Annotated in this window: 34 protein-coding genes; all 34 read left to right on the top strand. The window is 58.7% G+C overall.

Annotated features, from left to right (window positions below; translation table 11 throughout):
* Positions 1-5: 5 nt before the first annotated feature.
* The 34 genes from tuf (at position 6) to LGT41_RS07120 (ending at position 20,637) form a co-directional block, all read left to right on the top strand.
* Positions 6-1,181 carry an elongation factor Tu gene (gene tuf / locus LGT41_RS06955; RefSeq protein WP_274129365.1) on the top strand — a complete coding sequence of 392 codons (1,176 nt, stop codon included), beginning with the start codon at positions 6-8 and terminating at the stop codon, positions 1,179-1,181.
* Positions 1,182-1,258: 77 nt separating this feature from the next.
* Entirely contained in the window at positions 1,259-1,567 is a 309-nt protein-coding gene (rpsJ, locus tag LGT41_RS06960) for a 30S ribosomal protein S10 (protein ID WP_274129391.1), read from the top strand.
* A gap of 12 nt (positions 1,568-1,579) precedes the next feature.
* Positions 1,580-2,416 carry a 50S ribosomal protein L3 gene (rplC, locus tag LGT41_RS06965; protein ID WP_274129392.1) on the top strand — a complete coding sequence of 279 codons (837 nt, stop codon included), beginning with the start codon at positions 1,580-1,582 and terminating at the stop codon, positions 2,414-2,416.
* Complete coding sequence (gene rplD / locus LGT41_RS06970; RefSeq protein WP_274129393.1) at positions 2,413-3,033, top strand: 50S ribosomal protein L4; 621 nt, start codon at positions 2,413-2,415, stop codon at positions 3,031-3,033. Before rplC ends, rplD begins: the two co-directional genes overlap by 4 nt.
* Positions 3,030-3,326, top strand: coding sequence for a 50S ribosomal protein L23 (locus LGT41_RS06975; protein WP_274129394.1), 297 nt, complete (start codon positions 3,030-3,032; stop codon positions 3,324-3,326). The genes rplD and LGT41_RS06975 overlap by 4 nt, the downstream gene beginning before the upstream one ends.
* 94 nt (positions 3,327-3,420) lie before the next feature.
* On the top strand, positions 3,421-4,257 hold the full coding sequence (gene rplB, locus LGT41_RS06980; RefSeq protein WP_274129395.1) for a 50S ribosomal protein L2: 837 nt from the start codon (positions 3,421-3,423) through the stop codon (positions 4,255-4,257).
* Between the two features lie 2 nt (positions 4,258-4,259).
* Positions 4,260-4,538 carry a 30S ribosomal protein S19 gene (gene rpsS, locus LGT41_RS06985; protein ID WP_274129396.1) on the top strand — a complete coding sequence of 93 codons (279 nt, stop codon included), beginning with the start codon at positions 4,260-4,262 and terminating at the stop codon, positions 4,536-4,538.
* Between the two features lie 3 nt (positions 4,539-4,541).
* Positions 4,542-4,928, top strand: a complete 387-nt coding sequence (rplV, locus tag LGT41_RS06990; RefSeq protein ID WP_274129397.1) for a 50S ribosomal protein L22 — start codon at positions 4,542-4,544, stop codon at positions 4,926-4,928.
* Positions 4,928-5,629: a 30S ribosomal protein S3 gene (rpsC, locus tag LGT41_RS06995; RefSeq protein ID WP_274129398.1), complete on the top strand. Its 702-nt coding sequence runs from the start codon at positions 4,928-4,930 to the stop codon at positions 5,627-5,629. Before rplV ends, rpsC begins: the two co-directional genes overlap by 1 nt.
* Positions 5,630-5,657: 28 nt before the next feature.
* Positions 5,658-6,071, top strand: a complete 414-nt coding sequence (gene rplP / locus LGT41_RS07000) for a 50S ribosomal protein L16 (RefSeq protein WP_274129399.1) — start codon at positions 5,658-5,660, stop codon at positions 6,069-6,071.
* A 231-nt stretch (positions 6,072-6,302) separates the two neighbouring features.
* Positions 6,303-6,506 (top strand): 50S ribosomal protein L29, encoded by a 204-nt coding sequence (rpmC, locus tag LGT41_RS07005; protein ID WP_274129400.1) that lies wholly within the window; start codon positions 6,303-6,305, stop codon positions 6,504-6,506.
* An 11-nt stretch (positions 6,507-6,517) separates the two neighbouring features.
* Positions 6,518-6,748 (top strand): 30S ribosomal protein S17, encoded by a 231-nt coding sequence (rpsQ, locus tag LGT41_RS07010; protein WP_274129401.1) that lies wholly within the window; start codon positions 6,518-6,520, stop codon positions 6,746-6,748.
* Positions 6,749-6,821: 73 nt separating this feature from the next.
* On the top strand, positions 6,822-7,190 hold the full coding sequence (rplN, locus tag LGT41_RS07015; protein ID WP_274129402.1) for a 50S ribosomal protein L14: 369 nt from the start codon (positions 6,822-6,824) through the stop codon (positions 7,188-7,190).
* Entirely contained in the window at positions 7,190-7,504 is a 315-nt protein-coding gene (gene rplX / locus LGT41_RS07020) for a 50S ribosomal protein L24 (protein WP_274129403.1), read from the top strand. Before rplN ends, rplX begins: the two co-directional genes overlap by 1 nt.
* Positions 7,497-8,048, top strand: coding sequence for a 50S ribosomal protein L5 (rplE, locus tag LGT41_RS07025; protein WP_274129404.1), 552 nt, complete (start codon positions 7,497-7,499; stop codon positions 8,046-8,048). The genes rplX and rplE overlap by 8 nt, the downstream gene beginning before the upstream one ends.
* A gap of 16 nt (positions 8,049-8,064) precedes the next feature.
* Positions 8,065-8,370 carry a 30S ribosomal protein S14 gene (gene rpsN, locus LGT41_RS07030; protein ID WP_274129405.1) on the top strand — a complete coding sequence of 102 codons (306 nt, stop codon included), beginning with the start codon at positions 8,065-8,067 and terminating at the stop codon, positions 8,368-8,370.
* 22 nt (positions 8,371-8,392) lie between these two features.
* A complete protein-coding gene (gene rpsH / locus LGT41_RS07035; protein ID WP_274129681.1) occupies positions 8,393-8,785 on the top strand; it encodes a 30S ribosomal protein S8 in 393 nt (130 codons plus the stop codon).
* A 10-nt stretch (positions 8,786-8,795) separates the two neighbouring features.
* The gene (gene rplF, locus LGT41_RS07040; protein ID WP_274129406.1) at positions 8,796-9,329 is read left to right on the top strand and encodes a 50S ribosomal protein L6; all 534 of its coding nucleotides are present in this window, start codon (positions 8,796-8,798) and stop codon (positions 9,327-9,329) included.
* An 11-nt stretch (positions 9,330-9,340) separates the two neighbouring features.
* On the top strand, positions 9,341-9,700 hold the full coding sequence (gene rplR / locus LGT41_RS07045; protein ID WP_274129407.1) for a 50S ribosomal protein L18: 360 nt from the start codon (positions 9,341-9,343) through the stop codon (positions 9,698-9,700).
* A gap of 13 nt (positions 9,701-9,713) precedes the next feature.
* Positions 9,714-10,295, top strand: coding sequence for a 30S ribosomal protein S5 (gene rpsE / locus LGT41_RS07050; RefSeq protein ID WP_274129408.1), 582 nt, complete (start codon positions 9,714-9,716; stop codon positions 10,293-10,295).
* Between the two features lie 3 nt (positions 10,296-10,298).
* Positions 10,299-10,499, top strand: coding sequence for a 50S ribosomal protein L30 (gene rpmD, locus LGT41_RS07055; RefSeq protein ID WP_274129409.1), 201 nt, complete (start codon positions 10,299-10,301; stop codon positions 10,497-10,499).
* Positions 10,500-10,657: 158 nt separating this feature from the next.
* A complete protein-coding gene (gene rplO, locus LGT41_RS07060; protein WP_274129410.1) occupies positions 10,658-11,119 on the top strand; it encodes a 50S ribosomal protein L15 in 462 nt (153 codons plus the stop codon).
* Positions 11,120-11,233: 114 nt separating this feature from the next.
* Positions 11,234-12,586 (top strand): preprotein translocase subunit SecY, encoded by a 1,353-nt coding sequence (gene secY, locus LGT41_RS07065; RefSeq protein WP_274129411.1) that lies wholly within the window; start codon positions 11,234-11,236, stop codon positions 12,584-12,586.
* Positions 12,583-13,236 carry an adenylate kinase gene (locus LGT41_RS07070; RefSeq protein ID WP_274129412.1) on the top strand — a complete coding sequence of 218 codons (654 nt, stop codon included), beginning with the start codon at positions 12,583-12,585 and terminating at the stop codon, positions 13,234-13,236. Before secY ends, LGT41_RS07070 begins: the two co-directional genes overlap by 4 nt.
* A 213-nt stretch (positions 13,237-13,449) precedes the next feature.
* On the top strand, positions 13,450-13,818 hold the full coding sequence (rpsM, locus tag LGT41_RS07075) for a 30S ribosomal protein S13 (protein ID WP_274129413.1): 369 nt from the start codon (positions 13,450-13,452) through the stop codon (positions 13,816-13,818).
* A gap of 12 nt (positions 13,819-13,830) precedes the next feature.
* Positions 13,831-14,220 (top strand): 30S ribosomal protein S11, encoded by a 390-nt coding sequence (rpsK, locus tag LGT41_RS07080; protein WP_274129414.1) that lies wholly within the window; start codon positions 13,831-13,833, stop codon positions 14,218-14,220.
* 106 nt (positions 14,221-14,326) lie between these two features.
* On the top strand, positions 14,327-15,343 hold the full coding sequence (locus LGT41_RS07085; protein WP_274129415.1) for a DNA-directed RNA polymerase subunit alpha: 1,017 nt from the start codon (positions 14,327-14,329) through the stop codon (positions 15,341-15,343).
* Positions 15,344-15,459: 116 nt separating this feature from the next.
* A complete protein-coding gene (rplQ, locus tag LGT41_RS07090) occupies positions 15,460-15,885 on the top strand; it encodes a 50S ribosomal protein L17 (RefSeq protein WP_274129416.1) in 426 nt (141 codons plus the stop codon).
* 125 nt (positions 15,886-16,010) lie between these two features.
* Positions 16,011-17,312 (top strand): replication-associated recombination protein A, encoded by a 1,302-nt coding sequence (locus LGT41_RS07095; RefSeq protein ID WP_274129417.1) that lies wholly within the window; start codon positions 16,011-16,013, stop codon positions 17,310-17,312.
* 65 nt (positions 17,313-17,377) lie between these two features.
* Positions 17,378-17,752: a fluoride efflux transporter CrcB gene (gene crcB / locus LGT41_RS07100; protein ID WP_274129418.1), complete on the top strand. Its 375-nt coding sequence runs from the start codon at positions 17,378-17,380 to the stop codon at positions 17,750-17,752.
* Positions 17,749-18,780, top strand: coding sequence for an RluA family pseudouridine synthase (locus LGT41_RS07105; protein ID WP_274129419.1), 1,032 nt, complete (start codon positions 17,749-17,751; stop codon positions 18,778-18,780). The genes crcB and LGT41_RS07105 overlap by 4 nt, the downstream gene beginning before the upstream one ends.
* A complete protein-coding gene (locus LGT41_RS07110) occupies positions 18,777-19,448 on the top strand; it encodes an HAD-IA family hydrolase (protein ID WP_274129420.1) in 672 nt (223 codons plus the stop codon). The genes LGT41_RS07105 and LGT41_RS07110 overlap by 4 nt, the downstream gene beginning before the upstream one ends.
* Positions 19,449-19,450: 2 nt before the next feature.
* Positions 19,451-20,161, top strand: coding sequence for an ATP12 family chaperone protein (locus tag LGT41_RS07115; protein ID WP_274129421.1), 711 nt, complete (start codon positions 19,451-19,453; stop codon positions 20,159-20,161).
* Positions 20,161-20,637, top strand: a complete 477-nt coding sequence (locus LGT41_RS07120) for a PaaI family thioesterase (protein ID WP_274129422.1) — start codon at positions 20,161-20,163, stop codon at positions 20,635-20,637. Before LGT41_RS07115 ends, LGT41_RS07120 begins: the two co-directional genes overlap by 1 nt.
* Positions 20,638-20,793: the final 156 nt, after the last annotated feature.

The raw sequence follows: 20,793 nt of genomic DNA on the forward strand, positions 1-20,793 counted from the left end.
CCAAGATGGCGAAGGCAAAGTTTGAGCGGAATAAGCCGCATTGCAACATTGGAACGATCGGTCACGTTGACCACGGCAAGACGTCATTGACGGCGGCGATCACCAAATATTTTGGTGACTACCGCGCCTATGACCAGATTGACGCGGCCCCGGAAGAGAAGGCGCGCGGGATCACGATTTCGACCGCGCATGTCGAATATGAGACCGAGAAGCGCCACTATGCGCATGTGGATTGCCCCGGCCATGCCGACTATGTGAAGAACATGATCACCGGCGCGGCGCAGATGGACGGTGCCATTCTGGTGGTGAACGCCGCCGATGGCCCGATGCCGCAGACCCGCGAGCATATTCTTCTGGCCAAGCAGGTTGGCGTTCCGGCGATGGTGGTTTTCCTGAACAAGGTTGACCAGGTTGACGATGCCGAATTGCTTGAGCTGGTTGAAATGGAAATCCGCGAGCTGCTGTCCAGCTACGAATTCCCCGGCGACGATATCCCGATCATCGCAGGCTCGGCCCTTGCCGCGCTTGAAGACCGTGATCCGGAGATTGGCGAGAACCAGATCCGCGCGCTGATGAAGGCGGTTGATGACTATATTCCGCAGCCCGAGCGCCCGGTTGACCAGCCCTTCCTGATGCCGATCGAGGATGTGTTCTCGATTTCCGGTCGCGGCACGGTTGCCACCGGCCGTATCGAGCGTGGCGTGCTGAATGTTGGCGACGAGATTGAAATCGTCGGCATCCGCGACACCAAGAAAACCACCTGCACGGGCGTGGAAATGTTCCGCAAACTGCTGGATCGTGGTGAGGCTGGCGACAATGTCGGCGTGTTGCTGCGCGGGATTGACCGCGAGGGCGTTGAGCGCGGGCAGGTTCTGTGCAAGCCGAAATCGGTCATGCCGCACACCAAATTCGAGGCTCAGGCCTATATCCTGACCAAGGAAGAGGGTGGCCGCCATACGCCGTTCTTTGCGAATTACCGCCCGCAATTCTACTTCCGCACGACGGATGTGACCGGCACGGTCATTCTTCCGGCAGGCACGGAAATGGTGATGCCGGGCGACAACCTGAAGTTCGACGTTGAACTGATCGCCCCGATCGCAATGGAAGACAACCTGCGCTTCGCCATCCGCGAAGGCGGCCGCACCGTCGGCGCAGGCGTCGTATCGAAAATTCACGCCTAAGGGCCGTGTAAGCGTGGTCGGGGTATTCCCCCCGGCCACGATTGTTTGAAACCTGCCAGCCCAAGAGGCGCATTCAAATGCAGAGTCAGAATATCCGCATCCGGCTGAAAGCCTTCGATTACCGCGTGCTTGATGCAAGCACTGCGGAAATTGTTTCGACAGCTAAACGGACCGGCGCCACCGTGCGCGGGCCCATTCCGCTGCCCAACAAGATCGAAAAATTCACCGTTCTGCGTGGCCCGCACATCGACAAGAAGTCGCGGGAACAGTTCGAAATCCGGACGCATAAGCGTCTTCTCGATATCGTCGATCCGACACCCCAGACCGTGGACGCGCTCATGAAGCTCGACCTCGCCGCCGGTGTCGATGTCGAAATCAAACTCTAAGGGGCAAGAAACATGCGTTCTGGAGTAATCGCGAAAAAACTGGGCATGACCCGGTTGTTCATGGAGGATGGCCGCCAGGTTCCGGTGACCGTGCTTCAAATGGAAAACGTGCAGGTTGTCGCGCAGCGCACCGCCGAGAAGGATGGCTATTCGGCTGTTCAGCTTGGCGCGGGCAATGCCAAGGCCAAACGCACAAGCCAAGCTATGCGTGGGCATTTTGCCGCCGCCAATGTTGCGCCCAAGCGCAAGGTTGCCGAGTTCCGCGTCAGCCCGGACAACATGATTGACGTTGGTGAAGAGATCACCGCCAATCATTACTTGCCCGGTCAGTTCGTGGACATCGCTGGCACCTCGACCGGTAAAGGCTTTGCCGGTGCGATGAAGCGTCACAACTTCGGCGGGCTTCGTGCATCGCATGGTGTGTCGGTTTCGCACCGTTCGCATGGTTCGACCGGTCAGTGCCAGGAGCCTGGCAAAGTGTTCAAGGGCAAGAAGATGGCCGGTCATATGGGGGCTGTGCGGGTGACCACGCAGAACCTGCAGATCGTGCGCACCGATGCCGAGCGCGGCCTTGTCATGGTCAAGGGCGCTGTGCCCGGCACCAAGGGCGGCTGGGTCACAATCAAGGATGCGGTCAAGAAAGCTGCGCCCGAAGATGTGATTTTGCCAGCGGCACTGCGCTCTACAGCCAAGGCCGATGAGGCCGCCGCCGCAGCCGCAGCAGCGGCGCTTGCCGCCGAAGAAGCCGCCGCAGCCGAAGCCGCAGCCGCAGCTGAGCAGGCCGCAATCGAGGCTGCCAGTGAAGAGGCCGCATCGAATGAAGCCCCCAAGGGAGGCGCTGAAGAATGAAAGCCGATGTCATCAAACTAGATGCCAAGAAAGCCGGGTCGATCGACCTGTCTGACGACATCTTCGCGCTTGAGCCGCGTGCAGACATTCTGCACCGCGTCGTGCGCTATCAGCTGGCCAAACGCCAGGCGGGCACCCATTCGGTGCTTGGCCGCTCGGAGGTCAGCTATTCGACCAAGAAGATCTACCGCCAGAAAGGCACCGGTGGCGCACGCCACGGCTCGCGCAAGGCGCCGATCTTCCGCAAGGGTGGTGTCTATAAGGGCCCGACCCCGCGCAGCCACGCCATCGATCTTCCCAAGAAGATCCGCGCTATGGGCCTGAAGCACGCGCTTTCGGCCAAAGCCGGCGCCGGCGAGCTGGTGGTTCTGGATGCAGCGACGCTGGCTTCGGGCAAAACCAAGGATCTGGCCACCATCATCAAGTCGATGGGCTGGAGCAAGGTTCTGTTCATTGACGGCGCCGATCTCGATCAGGGTTTTGTGCAGGCGGCCCGCAATATTGACGGCGTGAATGTGCTGCCGTCGATGGGTGCGAATGTCTATGACATTCTGAAATCCAACACGCTGGTGCTGACCAAGGCCGGTGTGGAAGCTCTGGAGGCACGTCTGAAATGACCACGAAAGCCGAACTTTACGACGTGATCCGCAAGCCGATCATCACGGAAAAAGCGACTATGGCATCGGAATACAACGCCGTTGTGTTCGAAGTTGCGATGGATGCGAACAAACCGATGATCAAGGAAGCGGTTGAAACGCTGTTCAACGTCAAGGTCAAGGCGGTGAATACTGCCGTGACCAAAGGCAAGGTCAAGCGCTTCAAAGGCAAGCTCGGCACCCGCAAGGATGTCAAGAAAGCCTATGTGACGCTGGAAGCCGGGAACACCATCGACGTTTCCACCGGCCTTTGATAGAAGACCACGAATCACGGCCCCGACAACGGGGCCGTGTTGCATTTACTAAACCGGGCTCGCATAGAGCCCTAAGCACACGGAAGACAGCAAGATGGCATTGAAGTCGTATAAACCGACAACGCCTGGCCAGCGCGGACTGGTTCTGATCGACCGTTCGGAGCTTTGGAAAGGCCGCCCGGTCAAATCCCTCACCGAGGGTTTGTCCAAGAATGGCGGACGGAACAATACCGGGCGGATCACCATGCGTCGCAAAGGCGGCGGCGCGAAACGCTTGTATCGTATTGTGGATTTCAAACGCACGAAGTTTGACATGCCCGCAATCGTCGAGCGCATTGAGTATGACCCGAACCGGACCGCGTTCATCGCGCTGATCCGCTATGAGGACGGTGTCGCCACCTATATCCTTGCACCCCAGCGCCTTGCGCTTGGTGATACGGTAATTGCCTCGGCCAAGGCCGATGTGAAGCCCGGCAACGCCATGCCCTTCACCGGGATGCCGATTGGCACGATCGTGCATAACATCGAGTTGAAGCAGGGCAAGGGTGGCCAGTTGGCCCGCGCTGCCGGCACATATGCACAGTTTGTCGGCCGCGATGGCGGCTATGCGCAGATCCGTCTGGCCTCGGGCGAGCTGCGCCTTGTGCGCCAGGAATGCATGGCAACGGTTGGCGCAGTCTCCAACCCCGACCACGGCAACCAGAACCTTGGTAAAGCCGGTCGTAACCGCCATAAAGGCATCCGCCCCTCGGTGCGCGGTGTTGCCATGAACCCGATCGACCACCCGCATGGTGGTGGTGAAGGCCGCACATCCGGTGGCCGCCACCCCGTTACCCCCTGGGGTAAAGGCACCAAGGGCAACAAAACCCGCACCAACAAAGCGACCGACAAGTATATCTTGCGCTCGCGCAATGCGAAGAAGGGTCGGTAATCATGGCACGCTCTATCTGGAAAGGCCCGTTCGTCGAGGCCCATATTCTGAAGAAAGCCGAGAAAACGCGCGAATCCGGCCGCAACGAAGTGATCAAGATCTGGTCGCGCCGTTCGACCATTCTGCCGCAATTCGTTGGCCTGACCTTCGGTGTTTACAACGGCAAGAAACATATCCCGGTCAATGTGACCGAGGACATGATCGGCCAGAAATTCGGTGAATATTCCCCAACGCGCACCTATTACGGGCACGCCGCGGACAAAAAAGCGAAGCGGAAGTAGATCATGGGACAAGAAAAAAACCCCCGCCGCGCCGCGGATAATGAAGCAATTGCAACCCTGCGAATGTTGCGCGGTTCCGGCCAGAAGCTGAATGAAGTGGCTCAGATGATCCGCAACAAGCCGGTTGACAAGGCTTTGGCCGATCTGACCTTCTCCAAGCGCCGTATCGCGATTGACGTGAAAAAGTGCCTGCAGTCGGCGATTGCCAATGCGGAAAACAACCACGGTCTGGATGTTGATGAACTGGTCGTTGCCGAAGCCTATGTCGGCAAAAACCTGGTGATGAAACGTGGCCGTCCGCGTGCCCGTGGTCGCTACGGCAAGATTCTGAAGCCGTTCAGCCAGCTCACCATCAAAGTTCGCCAGAATGCAGCCGAGGAGCAAGCGTAATGGGACACAAGATCAACCCGATCGGTCTGCGCCTGCAGATCAACCGCACCTGGGACAGCCGCTGGTTTGCCGATACCAAAGATTTCGGCAACCTGCTGCACGAAGACCTGGCCATTCGCGCTTTCGTCAAGAAAACCTGCGCACAGGCTGGTATTTCGCGCGTGATCATCGAGCGTCCGCACCGCAAGTGCCGCGTGTCGATCCATGCAGCGCGCCCCGGCGTGATCATCGGCAAAAAAGGTGCCGACATCGAAACGCTGCGCAAGCAACTTTCGGAGTTCACCAGCTCGGAACTGCATCTCAACATCGTTGAAGTGCGCAAGCCCGAGATCGATGCCGCCCTGGTCGCCGAGAATATCGCCCAGCAGTTGGAGCGCCGTGTGTCGTTCCGCCGTGCGGTGAAACGCTCGATCCAGAATGCAATGCGCATGGGTGCCCTTGGGATTCGTGTTGAAGTGGCTGGCCGTTTGGGCGGCGCCGAGATTGCCCGCACCGAATGGGCCGCCGAAGGCCGCGTTCCGCGCCACACGCTGCGTGCCGATATTGATTATGCGCTGGCTGAAAGCCTGACCGCTTATGGCATCATCGGTGTCAAGGTCTGGATCTTCAAAGGCGAGATCATGGAGCACGACCCGCAGGCACGTGATCGTCGCCAGTCCGAAATGCAAGAAGGTGGTTCGCGTTCTCAGCAGCGTCGCTGAGAACCGAATCTCTTGAAGGAGAGAAAAGATGCTCCAACCGAAGCGCACAAAATTCCGTAAGCAGTTCAAGGGCCGTATCCACGGTGAAGCCAAGGGCGGGTCCGAATTGAACTTTGGCCATTACGGGCTGAAAGCGACAGAACCCGAGCGTGTAACCGCGCGCCAGATCGAATCTGCACGTCGTGCCCTGACGCGCCACATGAAACGCCAGGGCCGTGTCTGGATCCGGATTTTCCCGGATGTGCCGGTAACCGCCAAACCCATCGAAGTGCGTATGGGTAAGGGCAAGGGCTCGGTCGACCGTTGGGTCGCCAAGGTCAAACCCGGCCGTGTGATGTTCGAAATTGATGGTGTGACCGAAGAGGTTGCCCGTGAGGCCCTGCGCCTTGCGGCCATGAAGATGCCCATCAAATGCCGCTTCATTACCCGCGAAGACTGGTAATTCGGCAAACCTATCGACAAACCCCGCCCGTTAAACGGCGGGGTTTTTCTACGACCAAAGGCCAAGCTGCGCCAACTCACCCTGTGTGAGCCGGGGGCAGGGCGGCCAATACCAATTTAGAGCTTGCCAAATAGGGGCGTGACGCCTATACGGCCAGCTTCACCACATACTCCATCGGGAATCAGGGTGACCTCGTGGCCCTCCGGTGATGTTGAAAAGGACTGATGTGAAATGAAAGCCGCCGAACTGCGCGACAAAACACCGGACCAACTGCGCGAGCAGCTTGAGACGCTGAAAAAAGAGTCGTTTAACCTGCGCTTCCAGAAGGCCACCGGCCAGATGGAAAACACAGCACGCGTGAAAACCGTGCGCCGTGACGCTGCGCGCGTCAAAACCGTTTTGAACGAAAAAGCCGCTGCTGCGGCTGCTGAATAGGGGTGAACTAGATGCCGCGTCGTATCCTTCAGGGCACAGTGACCAGCGATAAATCCGAGCAGACCATCACGGTTCTGGTCGAAAGCCGCTTCACCCACCCGCTATTCAAGAAAGTTGTGCGCAAGTCGAAAAAATATCATGCGCATGATCCGAAGAACGAATTCAAGATTGGCGATCAGGTTCGCATCCGCGAATGCGCGCCGATTTCGAAGACGAAACGTTGGGAAGTTTTCGCCGAGTAATCGGGCTTTTCCAGCTTAATCGAAACCGTGGGGCCAGATCTGCAAAGGGTCTCCACAGGTCGGGAGTAACATTATGATCCAGATGCAGACCAATCTGGATGTGGCTGACAATAGCGGCGCGCGCCGTGTTCAGTGCATCAAGGTTTTGGGCGGTTCACACCGTCGGTATGCCTCCGTGGGCGACATCATTGTGGTGTCGGTCAAGGAAGCCATTCCGCGCGGCAAGGTGAAGAAGGGCGACGTGCGTAAAGCCGTTGTTGTTCGCACCGCCAAGGAAGTCCGTCGTGAAGACGGCACCTCCATTCGTTTTGATGGCAATGCCGCCGTCATCCTGAACAATCAGGGTGAGCCGGTTGGCACACGTATTTTCGGGCCGGTTGTGCGCGAATTGCGGGCCAAAAACTTCATGAAAATCATCTCGCTTGCGCCGGAGGTGCTGTAATGGCTGCCAAACTCCGCAAAGGTGACAAGGTTGTTGTGCTTGCAGGCAAGGACAAGGGCCGTGAGGGTGAGATCGCCGCTGTGATGCCCAAAGATGGCAAGGCCATCGTGACCGGCATCAACGAAGTTGTGCGCCACACCAAACAAAGCCAGACAAGCCAGGGCGGTCGCCTTCGTAAAGAAGCGCCGATCGACTTGTCCAATATCGCGCTGATCGACCCCAAAGACGGTGGCCCGACCCGCGTAGGTTTCCGTATGGAAGGCGACAAGAAAGTGCGCTTTGCCAAGAAATCGGGGGAAGTGATCAATGGCTGATTACACACCACGTCTTAAAGCGCATTACATGAAAACGGTGCGCGCCGCTCTGAAAGAAGAGTTCGGCTACAAGAACGATATGCAGATTCCGCGCCTTGAAAAGATCGTCCTGAATATGGGCGTTGGCGCGGCTGTTGCCGACAGCAAGAAAATTCGTGCGGCTGAAGCCGACATGATGGCCATTGCCGGCCAGAAGCCGGTTGTGACCAAGGCCCGCAAGTCGATCGCCGGGTTCAAGGTGCGTGAAGATATGCCCCTGGGTGTCAAGGTGACCCTGCGCGGTGCGCGCATGTATGAATTCCTCGACCGTCTGATCAACATCGCCATGCCGCGTATTCGCGACTTTCGCGGTGTAAAGGGCAATGCTTTTGATGGCCGCGGCAACTATGCAATGGGTCTGAAAGAGCATCTCGTCTTCCCCGAAATCGACTTTGACAAAGTTGAAGACATGCGCGGGATGGATATTGTCATGGCGACGACCGCCAAGACAGACGCCGAAGCAAAAGCCCTGTTGAAGCAATTCAACATGCCTTTCATCAACTGATCGCGGGAGAGACAAGATGGCAAAAGTATCTATGATCAATCGCGAAAAGCGTCGTCAGGCTTTGGTGGAAAAATATGCCGCCAAGCGTGCCGAGTTGAAAGCGATTGCTGCAAACCAGGACCTGCCGATGGAAGAGCGTTTCAAGGCGCGTCTGAAACTGGCCGACCTGCCGCGCAACTCTTCGGCCACGCGCCTGCACAACCGGTGCCAGGTGTCGGGTCGCCCGAAAGCCTATTACCGTAAACTGAAAATGTCCCGCATTGCGCTTCGCGATCTTGCATCGCGCGGTGAGATTCCGGGCATGGTCAAGTCCAGCTGGTAAGGGAGGGAAGAAAATGTCCATGATGAACGATCCTCTCGGCGATATGCTGACACGTATCCGCAACGCGCAGATGCGCAATCGCTCGACCACCCGGACCCCGGCCTCCAAACTCCGCAAATGGGTTTTGGATGTGCTGCTGTCCGAGGGCTATATCCGCGGCTATGAGGAAGTCTCCTCGGCCGAAGGTCGCCCCGAATTTGAAGTGTCGCTGAAATACTTTGATGGCGTTCCCGTGATCAAGGAACTCAAGCGCGTATCAAAGCCCGGCCGTCGCGTTTACGCGGGTGCGGCCGATATCCCGCTGGTCCGTCAGGGCCTGGGGTTGGCGATTGTGTCGACATCGCAAGGTGTCATGTCTGATGCGCAGGCGCGCCAAGCCAATATTGGCGGCGAAGTCCTGTGCACAATTTTCTAGGAGGGTTCTGATGTCACGTATCGGCAAAAAGCCCGTTCCACTGCCAAGCGGTGTTTCCGCTTCGCTGAGCGGCCAGAAGGTTGAAGTGAAGGGGCCGAAGGGCACCCGGCATTTTCAGGCGACTGACGATGTAACAATCACCGTTGATGGTGGTGCGGTCACGGTGAAGCCTCGCGGCACATCCAAGCGCGCCCGCCAGCAATGGGGCATGTCACGCAGCCAGATCGAAAATCTGGTGACCGGCGTTACCACCGGTTTCAAGAAAGAGCTTGAAATCAACGGTGTTGGTTATCGTGCCGCCCTGCAGGGAAAGACCCTGAAACTTGCGCTTGGCTACAGCCATGACGTGGATTTCGACATTCCCGAAGGTGTGACCGTAACTGTCCCGAAGCCGACGGAAATTACCGTTGAAGGGATTGATCAACAGCTTGTCGGCCAGGTTGCGGCGAATATCCGCGAATGGCGTAAGCCCGAGCCCTATAAAGGCAAGGGTATCAAATACAAAGACGAGTATATCTTCCGCAAGGAAGGCAAGAAAAAGTAAGGATGCGATAGATGGCGAACAACAAAAGAGACTTGTTCCTGAAACGCCGCCTGCGCGTCCGGAACAAACTGCGCAAGTCGGCCGATGGCCGGCCGCGCCTGTCGGTGCATCGTTCTTCCAAGAACATTTCGGTGCAACTGATCGACGATGCCCAGGGTGTTACCCTGGCTTCGGCCTCGACACTCGAAAAAGAGCTGGGTGTGGTTGGCAAGAACAACATCGAGGCGGCCACGAAAATTGGCGCCGCGATTGCCGAACGCGCCAAAGCCAAGGGCGTCGAAGTGGTCTATTTCGACCGTGGTGGGTTTCTCTTTCACGGGAAGGTAAAGGCTTTGGCCGATGCTGCCCGTGAAGGCGGCCTGAAATTCTAAGAGGAGCACGATAATGGCAAGAGAAGATAATCGCCGGGATCGTCGCGACCGCGAGGAAACACCGGAATTCGCAGACCGCCTTGTGGCGATCAACCGCGTCAGCAAAACGGTAAAAGGCGGTAAACGCTTTGGTTTTGCGGCACTGGTGGTTGTTGGCGATCAGAAGGGCCGCGTCGGCTATGGCAAGGGCAAGGCGAAAGAAGTGCCCGAAGCTATCCGCAAGGCCACCGAGCAGGCCAAACGCAAGATGATCCGCGTGCCGCTGCGCGAGGGTCGCACATTGCACCACGATAGCGAGGGCCGTCACGGCGCCGGTAAAGTGGTCATGCGCACCGCCCCGGCGGGGACCGGCATCATCGCCGGTGGTCCGATGCGTGCGGTTTTTGAAATGCTGGGCCTGCAGGATGTGGTTGCGAAATCAACCGGTTCGCAGAACCCGTATAACATGATCCGCGCCACGATCGATGGCCTGGAAAAGGAAACCAGCCCCCGTTTGGTTGCGCAGCGTCGCGGCAAAAAGGTGGCCGATATCCTGACCCGTGGTCAGCAGGGGGCATCTGCGCCTGAAGTTGCGCCCGAAGTTGCGGAGGCCTAAATCATGGCAAAAGCGAAAGCAAAAACCATCACGGTCAAGCAGATTGGCTCGCCAATCCGCCGCCCCGCCGATCAGCGCGCAACGCTGGTTGGTCTTGGTCTGAACAAGATGCACAAAACCCGCATTCTGGAAGACACAGCTTCCGTGCGCGGCATGGTCAACAAGATCCCGCATCTGGTTGAAATCATCGAAGAACAGGGCTAAGGCCCGCCCGGCGGGCCATCATGGCCCGCCACCACTTTTTTGGGCCATCATGGCCCGCCACCACCTGTTTTGGGCCATTATGGCCCGCCAGATTCAGTTTTAACGCCGTGTTTGCCCGCTCCGTCGCTGGAGGGTAGTTCCGGCAGAGGAGAAGCGACATGAAACTTCACGAATTGCACGACAATGACGGTGCATCCAAATCCAAGAAGCGCAAAGCCCGTGGCCCCGGTTCGGGCAAGGGTAAAACCGCCGGTCGTGGCATCAAGGGCCAGAAATCCCGTTCGGGTGTGGCGATTGGTGGCTACGAGGGTGGCCAGATGCCGCTTTACCAGCGTCTGCCCAAGCGTGGCTTCAACAAGCCCAATGCCAAGCATTTCGCGGTGGTGAACCTGTCGATCCTGCAGAAATTCATCGACGCTGGCAAGATTGACGCCAAAGCGGCGATCACCGAAGATCTGCTGGTGGAAAGCGGCCTTGTGCGCCGCAAGCTCGACGGCATCCGCCTGCTTGCCAAGGGCGAGATCAAGGCGAAACTCGACATTACAGTGACCGGCGCCTCCAAGGCTGCGGTCGAGGCTGTCGAGAAGGCTGGCGGCAAGGTGAACCTGCCTGCCGCCTAACATACGGCGCGCCATGCCTTGCAGGCCGGGCCTGCAAGGCTTACATCGTGAGAAGCATTTATGCGCCGTCACATCCCAACCGGGGTTTGGCGGCGCAATCATGGGAGAGCCTGAATGGCATCGGTAGCTGAACAAATGGCCGCAAACATGAGCTGGGGCACCTTTGGCAAGGCCAAGGAATTGCAGCAGCGCATTCTTTTTGCGATTGGATTGCTGATCGTTTATCGCATCGGCACATTCATTCCGGTGCCCGGCATCGACGCGGTGCAACTCAAGACCTTCTTTGAAAGCCAGCAATCGGGCATTGGCGGCATTCTCAACATGTTTACCGGCGGTGCGGTGTCGCGTATGGCGATTTTCGCGCTCGGCATCATGCCCTATATCTCGGCCTCGATCATCGTGCAGCTTCTGGCCTCGATGATCCCCGCCTGGGAACAGTTGAAGAAAGAGGGCGAGCAGGGCCGCAAGAAGCTGAACCAATACACCCGTTTCGGCACGGTATTGCTGGCAATATTCCAATCTTACGCCATTGCCCGAGGGATTGAGAGCCAGGGGCTTGCGGTTGATCCGGGCCTGTATTTTCAGGCCGCCTGCATGATCACGCTGGTCGGCGGCACCCTGTTCCTGATGTGGCTGGGCGAGCAGATTACCGCGCGCGGCATCGGCAATGGCATTTCGCTGATCATCTTTGTCGGCATCGTGGCCGAACTGCCCGCCGCAATCGCGCAATTCCTGGCCTCGGGCCGCTCGGGCCAGATTTCCACCCCGGTCATACTGGCGGTGATTGTCATGGTCGTTGCGGTCATGGCGCTTGTGGTGTTTGTCGAGCGCGCCTTGCGCAAGATCCATATCCAGTATCCGCGCCGCCAGGTCGGGCAGAAAATGTATGGCGGGGAATCGAGCCACCTGCCGATCAAGATCAACCCGTCAGGCGTTATTCCGGCAATTTTTGCAACCTCGTTGCTGCTGCTGCCTACCACCGCCACCACTTTCGCGGAATCCGGCACGGGCTTCTGGGCAACGCTTGCCGCCTATATGGGGCCGGGCCAGCCGCTTTATTTGCTGTTCTACGCGGTGATGATCATTTTCTTCGCCTATTTCTATACCGCAAATGTGGCGTTCAAAACCGAAGACGTGGCCGACAATCTCAAGAAGCAGGGCGGCTTTGTGCCCGGTATTCGCCCCGGTGCAAAAACCGCGCAATATCTGGATTACGTCGTTACGCGCATTCTGGTTCTGGGCTCGACCTATCTTGCTGCGGTAAGCCTTTTGCCCGAGATTTTGCGTTCACAATTCGCAATTCCGTTCTATTTTGGCGGCACGTCGTTGCTGATTGTGGTTTCTGTCACAATGGATACGATCACACAGATTCAGTCGCACCTGCTGGCGCATCAGTATGAAGGGCTGATCGAAAAGTCGAAACTGCGTGGCAAGAGCCGCAACAAGGCAAGGACAACGCGTCAATGAATATCATACTGCTAGGACCACCGGGTGCCGGAAAAGGCACGCAATCGCATCGTCTGGTGGCCGAGCGTGATATGATTCAATTGTCGACCGGTGACATGCTGCGCGCGGCGCGCAGTTCCGGCACGGCAATGGGCAAGCGCGTGGCCGCGGTCATGGATGCCGGCAATCTGGTGACCGATGAAATCGTCATTGGCTTGATTGACGAGCAGCTTTCCAACCCCGCGCTCGATGGCAAGGGCTTCATCTTTGATGGCTTTCCCCGCACGCTGGCCCAGGCCGATGCTTTGGGCGCATTGCTCGACAGCAAGGGTTTGAAGCTGCACCATGTCATCGAAATGCGCGTTGATGACGATGCGCTGGTGGCCCGCATCACCGGGCGCTTTACCTGCAGCAATTGCGGCGCGGTCTATCATGACGAAACCAAGCCGACAAAGAAGCACAATGTCTGCGACAATTGCGGCGCGGTCGAGCAGTTCACCCGCCGCAAGGACGATAACGAAGACAGCCTGCGCACGCGCCTGCTGGCCTATTACCGCGATACCTCTCCGCTGATCGGTTATTACTATGCCAAGGGCCTGTTGGACCGGGTTGACGGGCTGGGCAGCATCGACGCTGTTGCCGGTGAAATAGACGAAATACTCACCCGTTAAGCCCGAATATTTCGGCCTTGACGATCGCGCGCGGGTTTCTATACTCCGCGCTTCTTCTGCATGGCAGAGAATCAAAGGTTGCGCCCAAATCTGGTTGCTATCCTTTCGGCCCCGGTAGCGGGGCGGCCCGCCACGGCCTTTGGCCCGGCGGGTTCTATTGTGAAAAAAGGTTCCGGCACTACGGAACCGCAAACGAAAGAACGGAGAGCCGATTTGGCACGTATCGCCGGGGTCAACATCCCCACCAATAAACGGGTGCATATCGCACTGACCTATATTCACGGCATTGGCCTGAAATCCGCCCAAGACATTTGCGAGGCTGTTGGCATTGCCCAGGACCGCCGCGTGAATGATCTGTCGGATGCCGAAGTGCTGTCCATCCGCGAGCATATCGATGGCAACCTGATGGTGGAAGGCGACCTGCGCCGCGACACCCAGATGAACATCAAGCGCCTGATGGACCTTGGTTGCTATCGCGGCCTGCGCCACCGCCGCCGTCTGCCTGTTCGTGGCCAGCGCACGCATACCAATGCGCGCACCCGCAAGGGTAAAGCTGTCGCCATTGCCGGCAAGAAGAAATAAGGGGTAGGGCATATGGCACGCGAAAAAGTTCGGACGAAGCGTAAAGAACGCAAAAATATCTCCTCTGGTGTTGCGCATATCAACTCCAGCTTCAACAACACCAAGATCCTGATCTCCGATGCCCAGGGCAACGCGATTTCCTGGTCTTCGGCAGGCACGATGGGCTTCAAGGGCTCGCGTAAATCCACGCCCTATGCGGCGCAGATGGCGGCTGAAGATGCAGGCAAAAAGGCACAGGAACACGGCATGAAGACGCTGGAAGTTGAAGTGCAGGGCCCCGGTTCGGGCCGTGAAAGCGCGCTGCGCGCTTTGGCTGCGGTTGGTCTGACGATCAGCTCCATCCGCGATGTTACGCCGATGGCCCATAACGGCTGCCGTCCGCCGAAACGCCGCCGCGTTTAAGCAATTCTGATTTGCCATCCGGTGCGCAGTTTGTGCGCCGGATGGTCGTTTACCTCGGGCGTTGGCACCCTTCCGGATCGGGCGCTGACAAGAATGGAGGCCAAAGATGATCCACAAGAATTGGCAGACACTTATTCGTCCACAGCAGTTGGACATTAAAGCCGGCGCAGACCCCAAGCGCATTGCAACCGCCATTGCCGAACCACTGGAGCGTGGCTTTGGCCTGACGCTGGGCAACGCCCTGCGCCGTGTGCTGATGTCCTCGTTGCAAGGTGCAGCGATTACTTCGGTGCAGATCGACAATGTGCTGCACGAGTTTTCCTCGGTTGCCGGTGTGCGCGAAGACGTGACCGACATCGTGCTGAACCTCAAGGGCGTGTCGCTTAAAATGGAAGTCGAAGGCCCGAAGCGCGTTGCGATCAACGCAACCGGCCCCGGCGTTGTCACCGCTGGCGACATTGCCGAAACCAACGGTATTGAAGTGCTGAACCGTGACCATGTGATCTGCCACCTCGATGATGGCGCAAGCCTGTTCATGGAGCTGACCGTGAACACCGGCAAGGGCTATGTGGCCGCCGAAAAACTGCGCCCCGAAGATGCGCCGATTGGCCTGATTTCGGTTGATGCGCTGTTTTCTCCCGTCAAGAAATGCTCCTACAAGGTTGAACCGACCCGCGAAGGCCAGGTGCTTGACTATGACAAGCTGACCCTGACCGTTGAAACCGATGGGTCGATCACGCCGGAAGACGCAATCGCCTATGGCGCGCGCATTCTGCAAGACCAGCTTTCGGTCTTTGTGAACTTCGACGAGCCCGAAGCCGCTGGCCGTGCCGATGATGAGGACGAGTTGGAATTCAACCCGCTCCTGCTCAAGAAGGTCGACGAGCTGGAACTTTCCGTGCGTTCGGCAAACTGCCTCAAGAACGACAATATCGTGTATATTGGCGATCTGATTCAGAAAACCGAAGCCGAAATGCTGCGCACCCCCAACTTTGGCCGCAAATCCTTGAACGAGATCAAGGAAGTCCTGTCGGCAATGGGCCTGCATTTGGGTATGGATATTGTTGATTGGCCGCCCGAGAATATCGAAGATCTGGCCAAGAAATTCGAAGACCATTTCTAGGTTTTCAGAACGGGGGCGGGCAACCGCCCCCAAACGACCGGGCATTCCGCCCCAAGGAGAGCGACGCACACGCAGCATCGCCGGACAAAGTATAAAGCACTGTAAGGAAACGCAAAATGAACCACGGAAACGGCTACCGCCGCCTCAACCGCACCCACGAACACCGCAAGGCGATGTTCTCCAATATGGCAAATTCGCTGATCGAGCATGAGCAGATCAAGACGACCCTGCCCAAAGCCAAAGAGATGCAGCGCATCATCGACAAGCTGATCACCCTTGGCAAACGTGGCGATCTGCACGCCCGCCGTCAGGCTTTCGCACAGCTCAAGCAAGAAGCGCCCGTTGCCAAACTGTTTGGCACACTCGGCCCGCGCTATGCCGAACGTTCGGGCGGTTATTGCCGCGTGATGAAAGCCGGTTTCCGCTATGGCGATATGGCGCCGATGGCGATCATCGAACTGGTCGACCGTGATCCGGCCGCCAAGGGTGCCGCCGACAAGGCTCGTCTTGCCGAAGAAATGACAATGGACGACGACGAATAGGCAACCCCGGTTGCACAGGAAAACCCCGGGTCATCGATCCGGGGTTTTTTGTTTTTGGCGCCGTGCTAGACTTGGCGCAAATCGTGGGCCAATGTCTGCCCCCCCAATCTCTGTTTGGCGCATCAATGGCTGACCTGTTTGACCAACCCGGCGCTTCAAGTTCAGCGCCACGCCCGCTGGCCGACCGGCTGCGCCCCGCCAAGCTGGCGGATGTCATCGGGCAGGCGCATTTATTGGGCAAGGGAGGCAGCTTGCGCACCATGCTGGATGGCGGCAACCTGCCATCGTTGGTGTTCTGGGGGCCGCCGGGCGTGGGTAAAACCACCATTGCGCGGCTGCTGGCCGATGAAACCGACCTGCATTTCGTGCAGATCAGCGCGATATTCACCGGCGTGCCGGAGTTGCGCAAGGTGTTCGAGGCGGCGCGCATCCGCCGCCAGAATGGCAAGGGCACGCTGCTGTTTGTTGATGAGATCCACCGGTTCAACAAGGCCCAGCAAGACGGGTTTCTGCCGCATATGGAAGATGGCACGATTCTGCTCGTCGGCGCGACCACCGAAAACCCGAGCTTCGAGCTGAATGCCGCGCTGCTGTCGCGCGCGCAGGTTCTGGTGCTGAACCGGCTGGAGCCAAAGGCGCTTGAGCAGCTTGCAGCCCGCGCCGAAAAGGATATGGGCCGCGCCTTGCCACTGAAGCCTGAGGCGCGCAGCCAGTTGCTGGACATGGCCGATGGCGACGGCCGCGCGCTGCTGAACCTGATGGAGCAGATCTTCACCTGGAAAGACGTGGCCAGCCCCGAGGAGATGGCCAAGCGGCTGGCGCGCCGTGCTGCAAAATACGATAAATCGGGCGATGAGCATTACAACCTGATCTCGGCATTGCATAAATCGGTGCGCGGGTCCGACCCGGATGCAGCACTTTACTGGCTCGCCCGGATGCTTACGGGGGGCGAAGACCCGCGTTATCTCGCACGGCGCATCACCCGCATGGCGGTTGAAGATATCGGCCTTGCCGACCCTGCTGCACAGCGCCAATGCCTTGATGCCTGGGAAACCTATGAACGGCTTGGCAGCCCCGAGGGTGAGCTGGCTTTGGCTCAGGCTGTGCTGTATCTGGCGCTCGCGCCCAAGTCGAACGCCGCCTATGCCGCCTACAAGAATGCACTGGCGGCGGCCAGGAAATTCGGCTCGGAACCACCGCCCAAACATATTCTGAATGCCCCAACCGGCATGATGAGGGACCAAGGCTTTGGTGCGGGCTATGAATATGACCATGATGCCGAGGCCGGGTTTTCGGGGCAGAACTACTTTCCCGAAACCATGAAGCGCGGCATTTACTATTTGCCGGTCGAGCGTGGCCACGAGCGCGAGCTTAAAAAGCGGCTCGACTATTTTGCCAAGCTGCGCAGCCAGCGCAACAAGGGCTAAAATGGCGCCGGGGCTTGCCTTTTGCTGCTGAATTGGCGATGCAGGCGGCAACAAAGGAACATGCAATGAATTTTCTGATTGTCGCAGCCGGTGGGGCGCTGGGGGCAGCCGGGCGCTATGGCACCGGCCTGGCCGTGGCGCGCTGGTTTGGCGCGGGCTTCCCCTGGGGCACGCTGGCCGTCAACGTGATTGGCAGCTTTCTTATGGGCGCTCTGGCCGTGGCGCTCAGCCAGCGGGCCGGGCAATCGCCGCGCGCCGCCCTGTTCCTGCTGACCGGCATTCTGGGCGGCTTCACCACGTTTTCTGCCTTCTCGCTGGATGCGGTTGCACTGATCGAGCGCGGCCGCATTCTGGCGGCGGGCGGCTATATCGGCGGTTCGGTCATCCTGTCGATCATGGCTTTGGTTCTGGGGGCGCTGATGATGCGGGCAATGGCATGAGCGGTGTGCAGATGCGCGATGTCGGTGACGATGGGCAGGACATGCGGCTTGACCGCTGGTTTCGCAACAATTTCCCGCATGTCACGCAAATCCGCATCGAAAAACTGTGCCGCAAGGGCGAAATCCGTGTCGATGGCGGGCGGGTGAAGCCAGCCACGCGGCTTGAAGCGGGCCAGACCATCCGCATTCCACCGCTGCCGGAGCCCGAAGCGCAAACCACCCCGCGCGAGGTTGTTCTGAGCGATGACGACATCAGGCTGATGCAGGATTCGGTGATCTACAAAGACGAACACCTGATCGTGCTGAACAAGCCCGCGGGCGTGGCCACGCAAGGTGGCACCGGGCAAACGCGGCATATCGACATGCTTTCCAATGCGCTGAAATTCGAGCTTGAGGAAAAGCCGCGCCTTGTGCATCGGCTCGACCGCGATACATCGGGCGTGTTGCTTTTAGCGCGCTCGGGGCGCGCTGCGGCCCTGCTGACCAAGGCGTTTCAGGCCAAGGAAACCCGCAAAATTTACTGGGCGCTTGTGGCCGGTTGCCCGGTCGATGCGGCAGGCACCATCCGCTACGGGCTTGTAAAACAGGGCGGAATCGGGGTTGAGCGGATGACCTGCATCCACCCCGATGAGGTGGATGCAACCCCCGGCGCCAAACGCGCCACCACCGATTTTGCGACCATCGAGAAAATCGGCACCCGCGCCGCCTGGCTGGGCCTGTCGCCCATCACGGGGCGCACACACCAATTGCGCGCGCATCTGGCCGAAATCGGCTGCCCGATCGTGGGTGACGGCAAATATGGCGGGCGCGGTCAGGAAAATATGGGCGATGGCTGGGGCGCCATTCTGGGCGGCGATATCAGCCGGAAAATGCACCTTCATGCGCGTTCAATCGAATTTACGCACCCGTTTTCGGGCAAGCAGATGTTTTTTGAAGCGCCCTTGCCCGACCATATGCAAAAGAGCTTTGACTATTTCGGCTGGAACCTGAAATGGGCGCCGAAAGACCCGTTCAAGGTGTTCGAATGAGCGAAAACCGCCTGGTTGTGTTCGATATGGACGGCACGCTGATTGACAGCCAGGCCGCCATTCTTGCTGCCATGAACCATGCGTTTGCCGCCTGCGAACTGCCCGCCCCGCCCCCCGCCGAGGCACTGTCTATTGTCGGCCTTTCGCTTTTTGAGGCGATGCAAACGCTGCGCCCCAGGCTTGCCGTGCCAGCCCTGAACGCGCTGGTTGATGCTTACCGCGATGCTTTTGTATTGCAACGGGCACAGGCTGGCGGCGAGGCCGCGGCCCCGCTTTACCCCGGCGCGCGCGCAGCACTAGACCGGCTGTCGGCCGACCCTTGCGTGCTGCTGGGTGTGGCCACCGGCAAGGCGCGGCGCGGGTTGGACCATGCGCTGCACCATCACGACCTTGGCGCGTATTTCACCACGCTGCAATGCGCCGATAATCACCCCTCCAAGCCCCACCCTTCCATGCTGCACAGCGCGGCGGTGGAATGCGGGGTGCCGCGCGGTGTGATTGTTGGCGATACCGAGTTTGACATTATGATGGGCCGAAATGCCGGATTTGCGACAATCGGCGTGCTTTGGGGCTATCATGGCCGCGCCCGGCTTGAAGCCGCGCAACCCGATTTTCTGATCGATGATTTTGCGGGCCTCGATGATGCCCTGCAACGGCTTTGGGGCTAGGCATGGCGCAGTTCAACAAACGTGTCTGGACCTCGGTCTTTGTGCAGCCGGAAGATGCGGGCTTTGCCGTATATCTCGACAAACGCGGGCTGATGACCCCGGGCCGCGCGCCCTTGCTATTGCCAACAAAGGCTCTGGCGCAGGGCATTGCGGCGGAATGGGACGCGGTTGCTGAAAAGGTGAACCCGGCCGATATGCCGCTGACCCGCGCGGCAAACTCTGCCATAGACAAGGTTACGCCGCAGCACAAGGCCGTGGCCGATATGCTGGCCGAATATGGCGCGACCGATCTTTTGTGCTATCGTGCCGCGCAGCCCGAAGATCTGATCGCGCATCAGGCGGCCCATTGGGATGCGCATTTGCACTGGGCGGCGCAGGAATTTGGCGCAAGGCTGCGCGTTCAAGCCGGGGTTATGCCTATCGAGCAGCCGCCCGACAGTGTTGTCCGGCTTGGCGCTGCCGTGGCGGCCTGTGATGCGTTTCATCTGACGGCGCTGCACGATCTGGTGACGATTTCGGGCTCGCTTGTGCTTGGTCTTGCGGTTTTGCGCGGGCGGCTGAACGCGGATGAGGCGTTTGATCTGTCGCGGCTCGATGCGGCATGGCAGGCAAATTTGTGGGGCGAGGATGACGAGGCGCAGCGCGCTGCCGCCAACCACCGCCGCGACATGCGCGCCGCCGCACATATGCTGGACCTGTTGAAAGAAGCCTGATGCCGAATGATCTGAAACTGACCCATGCAGATGCCGCGCAAATGGACGGTATTCGCTTCTTGCACGGAATAATCGACGGCACTTTCCCCGGCCCCAGCATAGCCGGAACGCTTGGCTTTGGGCTGGTGCGCGCCGAACCGGGAGAGGTTGTTTTTGAAGGCCAGGTGCCGGAAAGCGCGCTGAACCCGTTCGGCTTTGCGCATGGCGGCTGGTTTGGGGCGATCCTTGATTCGGCCCTTGGCTGCGCGGTGCAGTCACGCCTGAAGGCCGGGCAGATGTATACCACCCTGGAATACAAGATTAACATCATTCGCCCCTTGCAGCCCAATGGCAAACAGATGCGCGCAACCGGCCGTGCGCTTCATGTCGGCCGCACAACGGGTGTGGCAGAATCGGTGCTGTGCGGCATCGACGACGGCAAGACCTATGCCATTGGCACCACAACCTGCTCGATATTCGCGATACCCGGCGTCTGACGGAAATTTTGCAGGTTTTTTTTACGCAAACGGCGGAATGATTTTCTGCGCCATATCTGCATATAGGTCGCAGTTAATGACCTTTTAATGTGTATAATCCACACTTCGCAAGCGCATAATACACAGTGTATTCCAGCACCCGCTTTGCACAAATCC

Origin of the sequence: Abyssibius alkaniclasticus, from assembly GCF_020447305.1 — a bacterium.
Classification (GTDB): Bacteria; Pseudomonadota; Alphaproteobacteria; order Rhodobacterales; family Rhodobacteraceae; genus Abyssibius; species Abyssibius alkaniclasticus.

Excerpts from the sequence above, each read along its gene's own strand:
- tuf (WP_274129365.1), top strand. The coding sequence starts at position 6 with ATGGCGAAGGCAAAGTTTGAGCGGAATAAGCCGCATTGCAACATTGGA.
- rpsJ (WP_274129391.1), top strand. The coding sequence starts at position 1,259 with ATGCAGAGTCAGAATATCCGCATCCGGCTGAAAGCCTTCGATTACCGC.
- rplC (WP_274129392.1), top strand. The coding sequence starts at position 1,580 with ATGCGTTCTGGAGTAATCGCGAAAAAACTGGGCATGACCCGGTTGTTC.
- rplD (WP_274129393.1), top strand. The coding sequence starts at position 2,413 with ATGAAAGCCGATGTCATCAAACTAGATGCCAAGAAAGCCGGGTCGATC.
- LGT41_RS06975 (WP_274129394.1), top strand. The coding sequence starts at position 3,030 with ATGACCACGAAAGCCGAACTTTACGACGTGATCCGCAAGCCGATCATC.
- rplB (WP_274129395.1), top strand. The coding sequence starts at position 3,421 with ATGGCATTGAAGTCGTATAAACCGACAACGCCTGGCCAGCGCGGACTG.
- rpsS (WP_274129396.1), top strand. The coding sequence starts at position 4,260 with ATGGCACGCTCTATCTGGAAAGGCCCGTTCGTCGAGGCCCATATTCTG.
- rplV (WP_274129397.1), top strand. The coding sequence starts at position 4,542 with ATGGGACAAGAAAAAAACCCCCGCCGCGCCGCGGATAATGAAGCAATT.
- rpsC (WP_274129398.1), top strand. The coding sequence starts at position 4,928 with ATGGGACACAAGATCAACCCGATCGGTCTGCGCCTGCAGATCAACCGC.
- rplP (WP_274129399.1), top strand. The coding sequence starts at position 5,658 with ATGCTCCAACCGAAGCGCACAAAATTCCGTAAGCAGTTCAAGGGCCGT.
- rpmC (WP_274129400.1), top strand. The coding sequence starts at position 6,303 with ATGAAAGCCGCCGAACTGCGCGACAAAACACCGGACCAACTGCGCGAG.
- rpsQ (WP_274129401.1), top strand. The coding sequence starts at position 6,518 with ATGCCGCGTCGTATCCTTCAGGGCACAGTGACCAGCGATAAATCCGAG.
- rplN (WP_274129402.1), top strand. The coding sequence starts at position 6,822 with ATGATCCAGATGCAGACCAATCTGGATGTGGCTGACAATAGCGGCGCG.
- rplX (WP_274129403.1), top strand. The coding sequence starts at position 7,190 with ATGGCTGCCAAACTCCGCAAAGGTGACAAGGTTGTTGTGCTTGCAGGC.
- rplE (WP_274129404.1), top strand. The coding sequence starts at position 7,497 with ATGGCTGATTACACACCACGTCTTAAAGCGCATTACATGAAAACGGTG.
- rpsN (WP_274129405.1), top strand. The coding sequence starts at position 8,065 with ATGGCAAAAGTATCTATGATCAATCGCGAAAAGCGTCGTCAGGCTTTG.
- rpsH (WP_274129681.1), top strand. The coding sequence starts at position 8,393 with ATGAACGATCCTCTCGGCGATATGCTGACACGTATCCGCAACGCGCAG.
- rplF (WP_274129406.1), top strand. The coding sequence starts at position 8,796 with ATGTCACGTATCGGCAAAAAGCCCGTTCCACTGCCAAGCGGTGTTTCC.
- rplR (WP_274129407.1), top strand. The coding sequence starts at position 9,341 with ATGGCGAACAACAAAAGAGACTTGTTCCTGAAACGCCGCCTGCGCGTC.
- rpsE (WP_274129408.1), top strand. The coding sequence starts at position 9,714 with ATGGCAAGAGAAGATAATCGCCGGGATCGTCGCGACCGCGAGGAAACA.
- rpmD (WP_274129409.1), top strand. The coding sequence starts at position 10,299 with ATGGCAAAAGCGAAAGCAAAAACCATCACGGTCAAGCAGATTGGCTCG.
- rplO (WP_274129410.1), top strand. The coding sequence starts at position 10,658 with ATGAAACTTCACGAATTGCACGACAATGACGGTGCATCCAAATCCAAG.
- secY (WP_274129411.1), top strand. The coding sequence starts at position 11,234 with ATGGCATCGGTAGCTGAACAAATGGCCGCAAACATGAGCTGGGGCACC.
- LGT41_RS07070 (WP_274129412.1), top strand. The coding sequence starts at position 12,583 with ATGAATATCATACTGCTAGGACCACCGGGTGCCGGAAAAGGCACGCAA.
- rpsK (WP_274129414.1), top strand. The coding sequence starts at position 13,831 with ATGGCACGCGAAAAAGTTCGGACGAAGCGTAAAGAACGCAAAAATATC.
- LGT41_RS07085 (WP_274129415.1), top strand. The coding sequence starts at position 14,327 with ATGATCCACAAGAATTGGCAGACACTTATTCGTCCACAGCAGTTGGAC.
- rplQ (WP_274129416.1), top strand. The coding sequence starts at position 15,460 with ATGAACCACGGAAACGGCTACCGCCGCCTCAACCGCACCCACGAACAC.
- LGT41_RS07095 (WP_274129417.1), top strand. The coding sequence starts at position 16,011 with ATGGCTGACCTGTTTGACCAACCCGGCGCTTCAAGTTCAGCGCCACGC.
- crcB (WP_274129418.1), top strand. The coding sequence starts at position 17,378 with ATGAATTTTCTGATTGTCGCAGCCGGTGGGGCGCTGGGGGCAGCCGGG.
- LGT41_RS07105 (WP_274129419.1), top strand. The coding sequence starts at position 17,749 with ATGAGCGGTGTGCAGATGCGCGATGTCGGTGACGATGGGCAGGACATG.
- LGT41_RS07110 (WP_274129420.1), top strand. The coding sequence starts at position 18,777 with ATGAGCGAAAACCGCCTGGTTGTGTTCGATATGGACGGCACGCTGATT.
- LGT41_RS07115 (WP_274129421.1), top strand. The coding sequence starts at position 19,451 with ATGGCGCAGTTCAACAAACGTGTCTGGACCTCGGTCTTTGTGCAGCCG.
- LGT41_RS07120 (WP_274129422.1), top strand. The coding sequence starts at position 20,161 with ATGCCGAATGATCTGAAACTGACCCATGCAGATGCCGCGCAAATGGAC.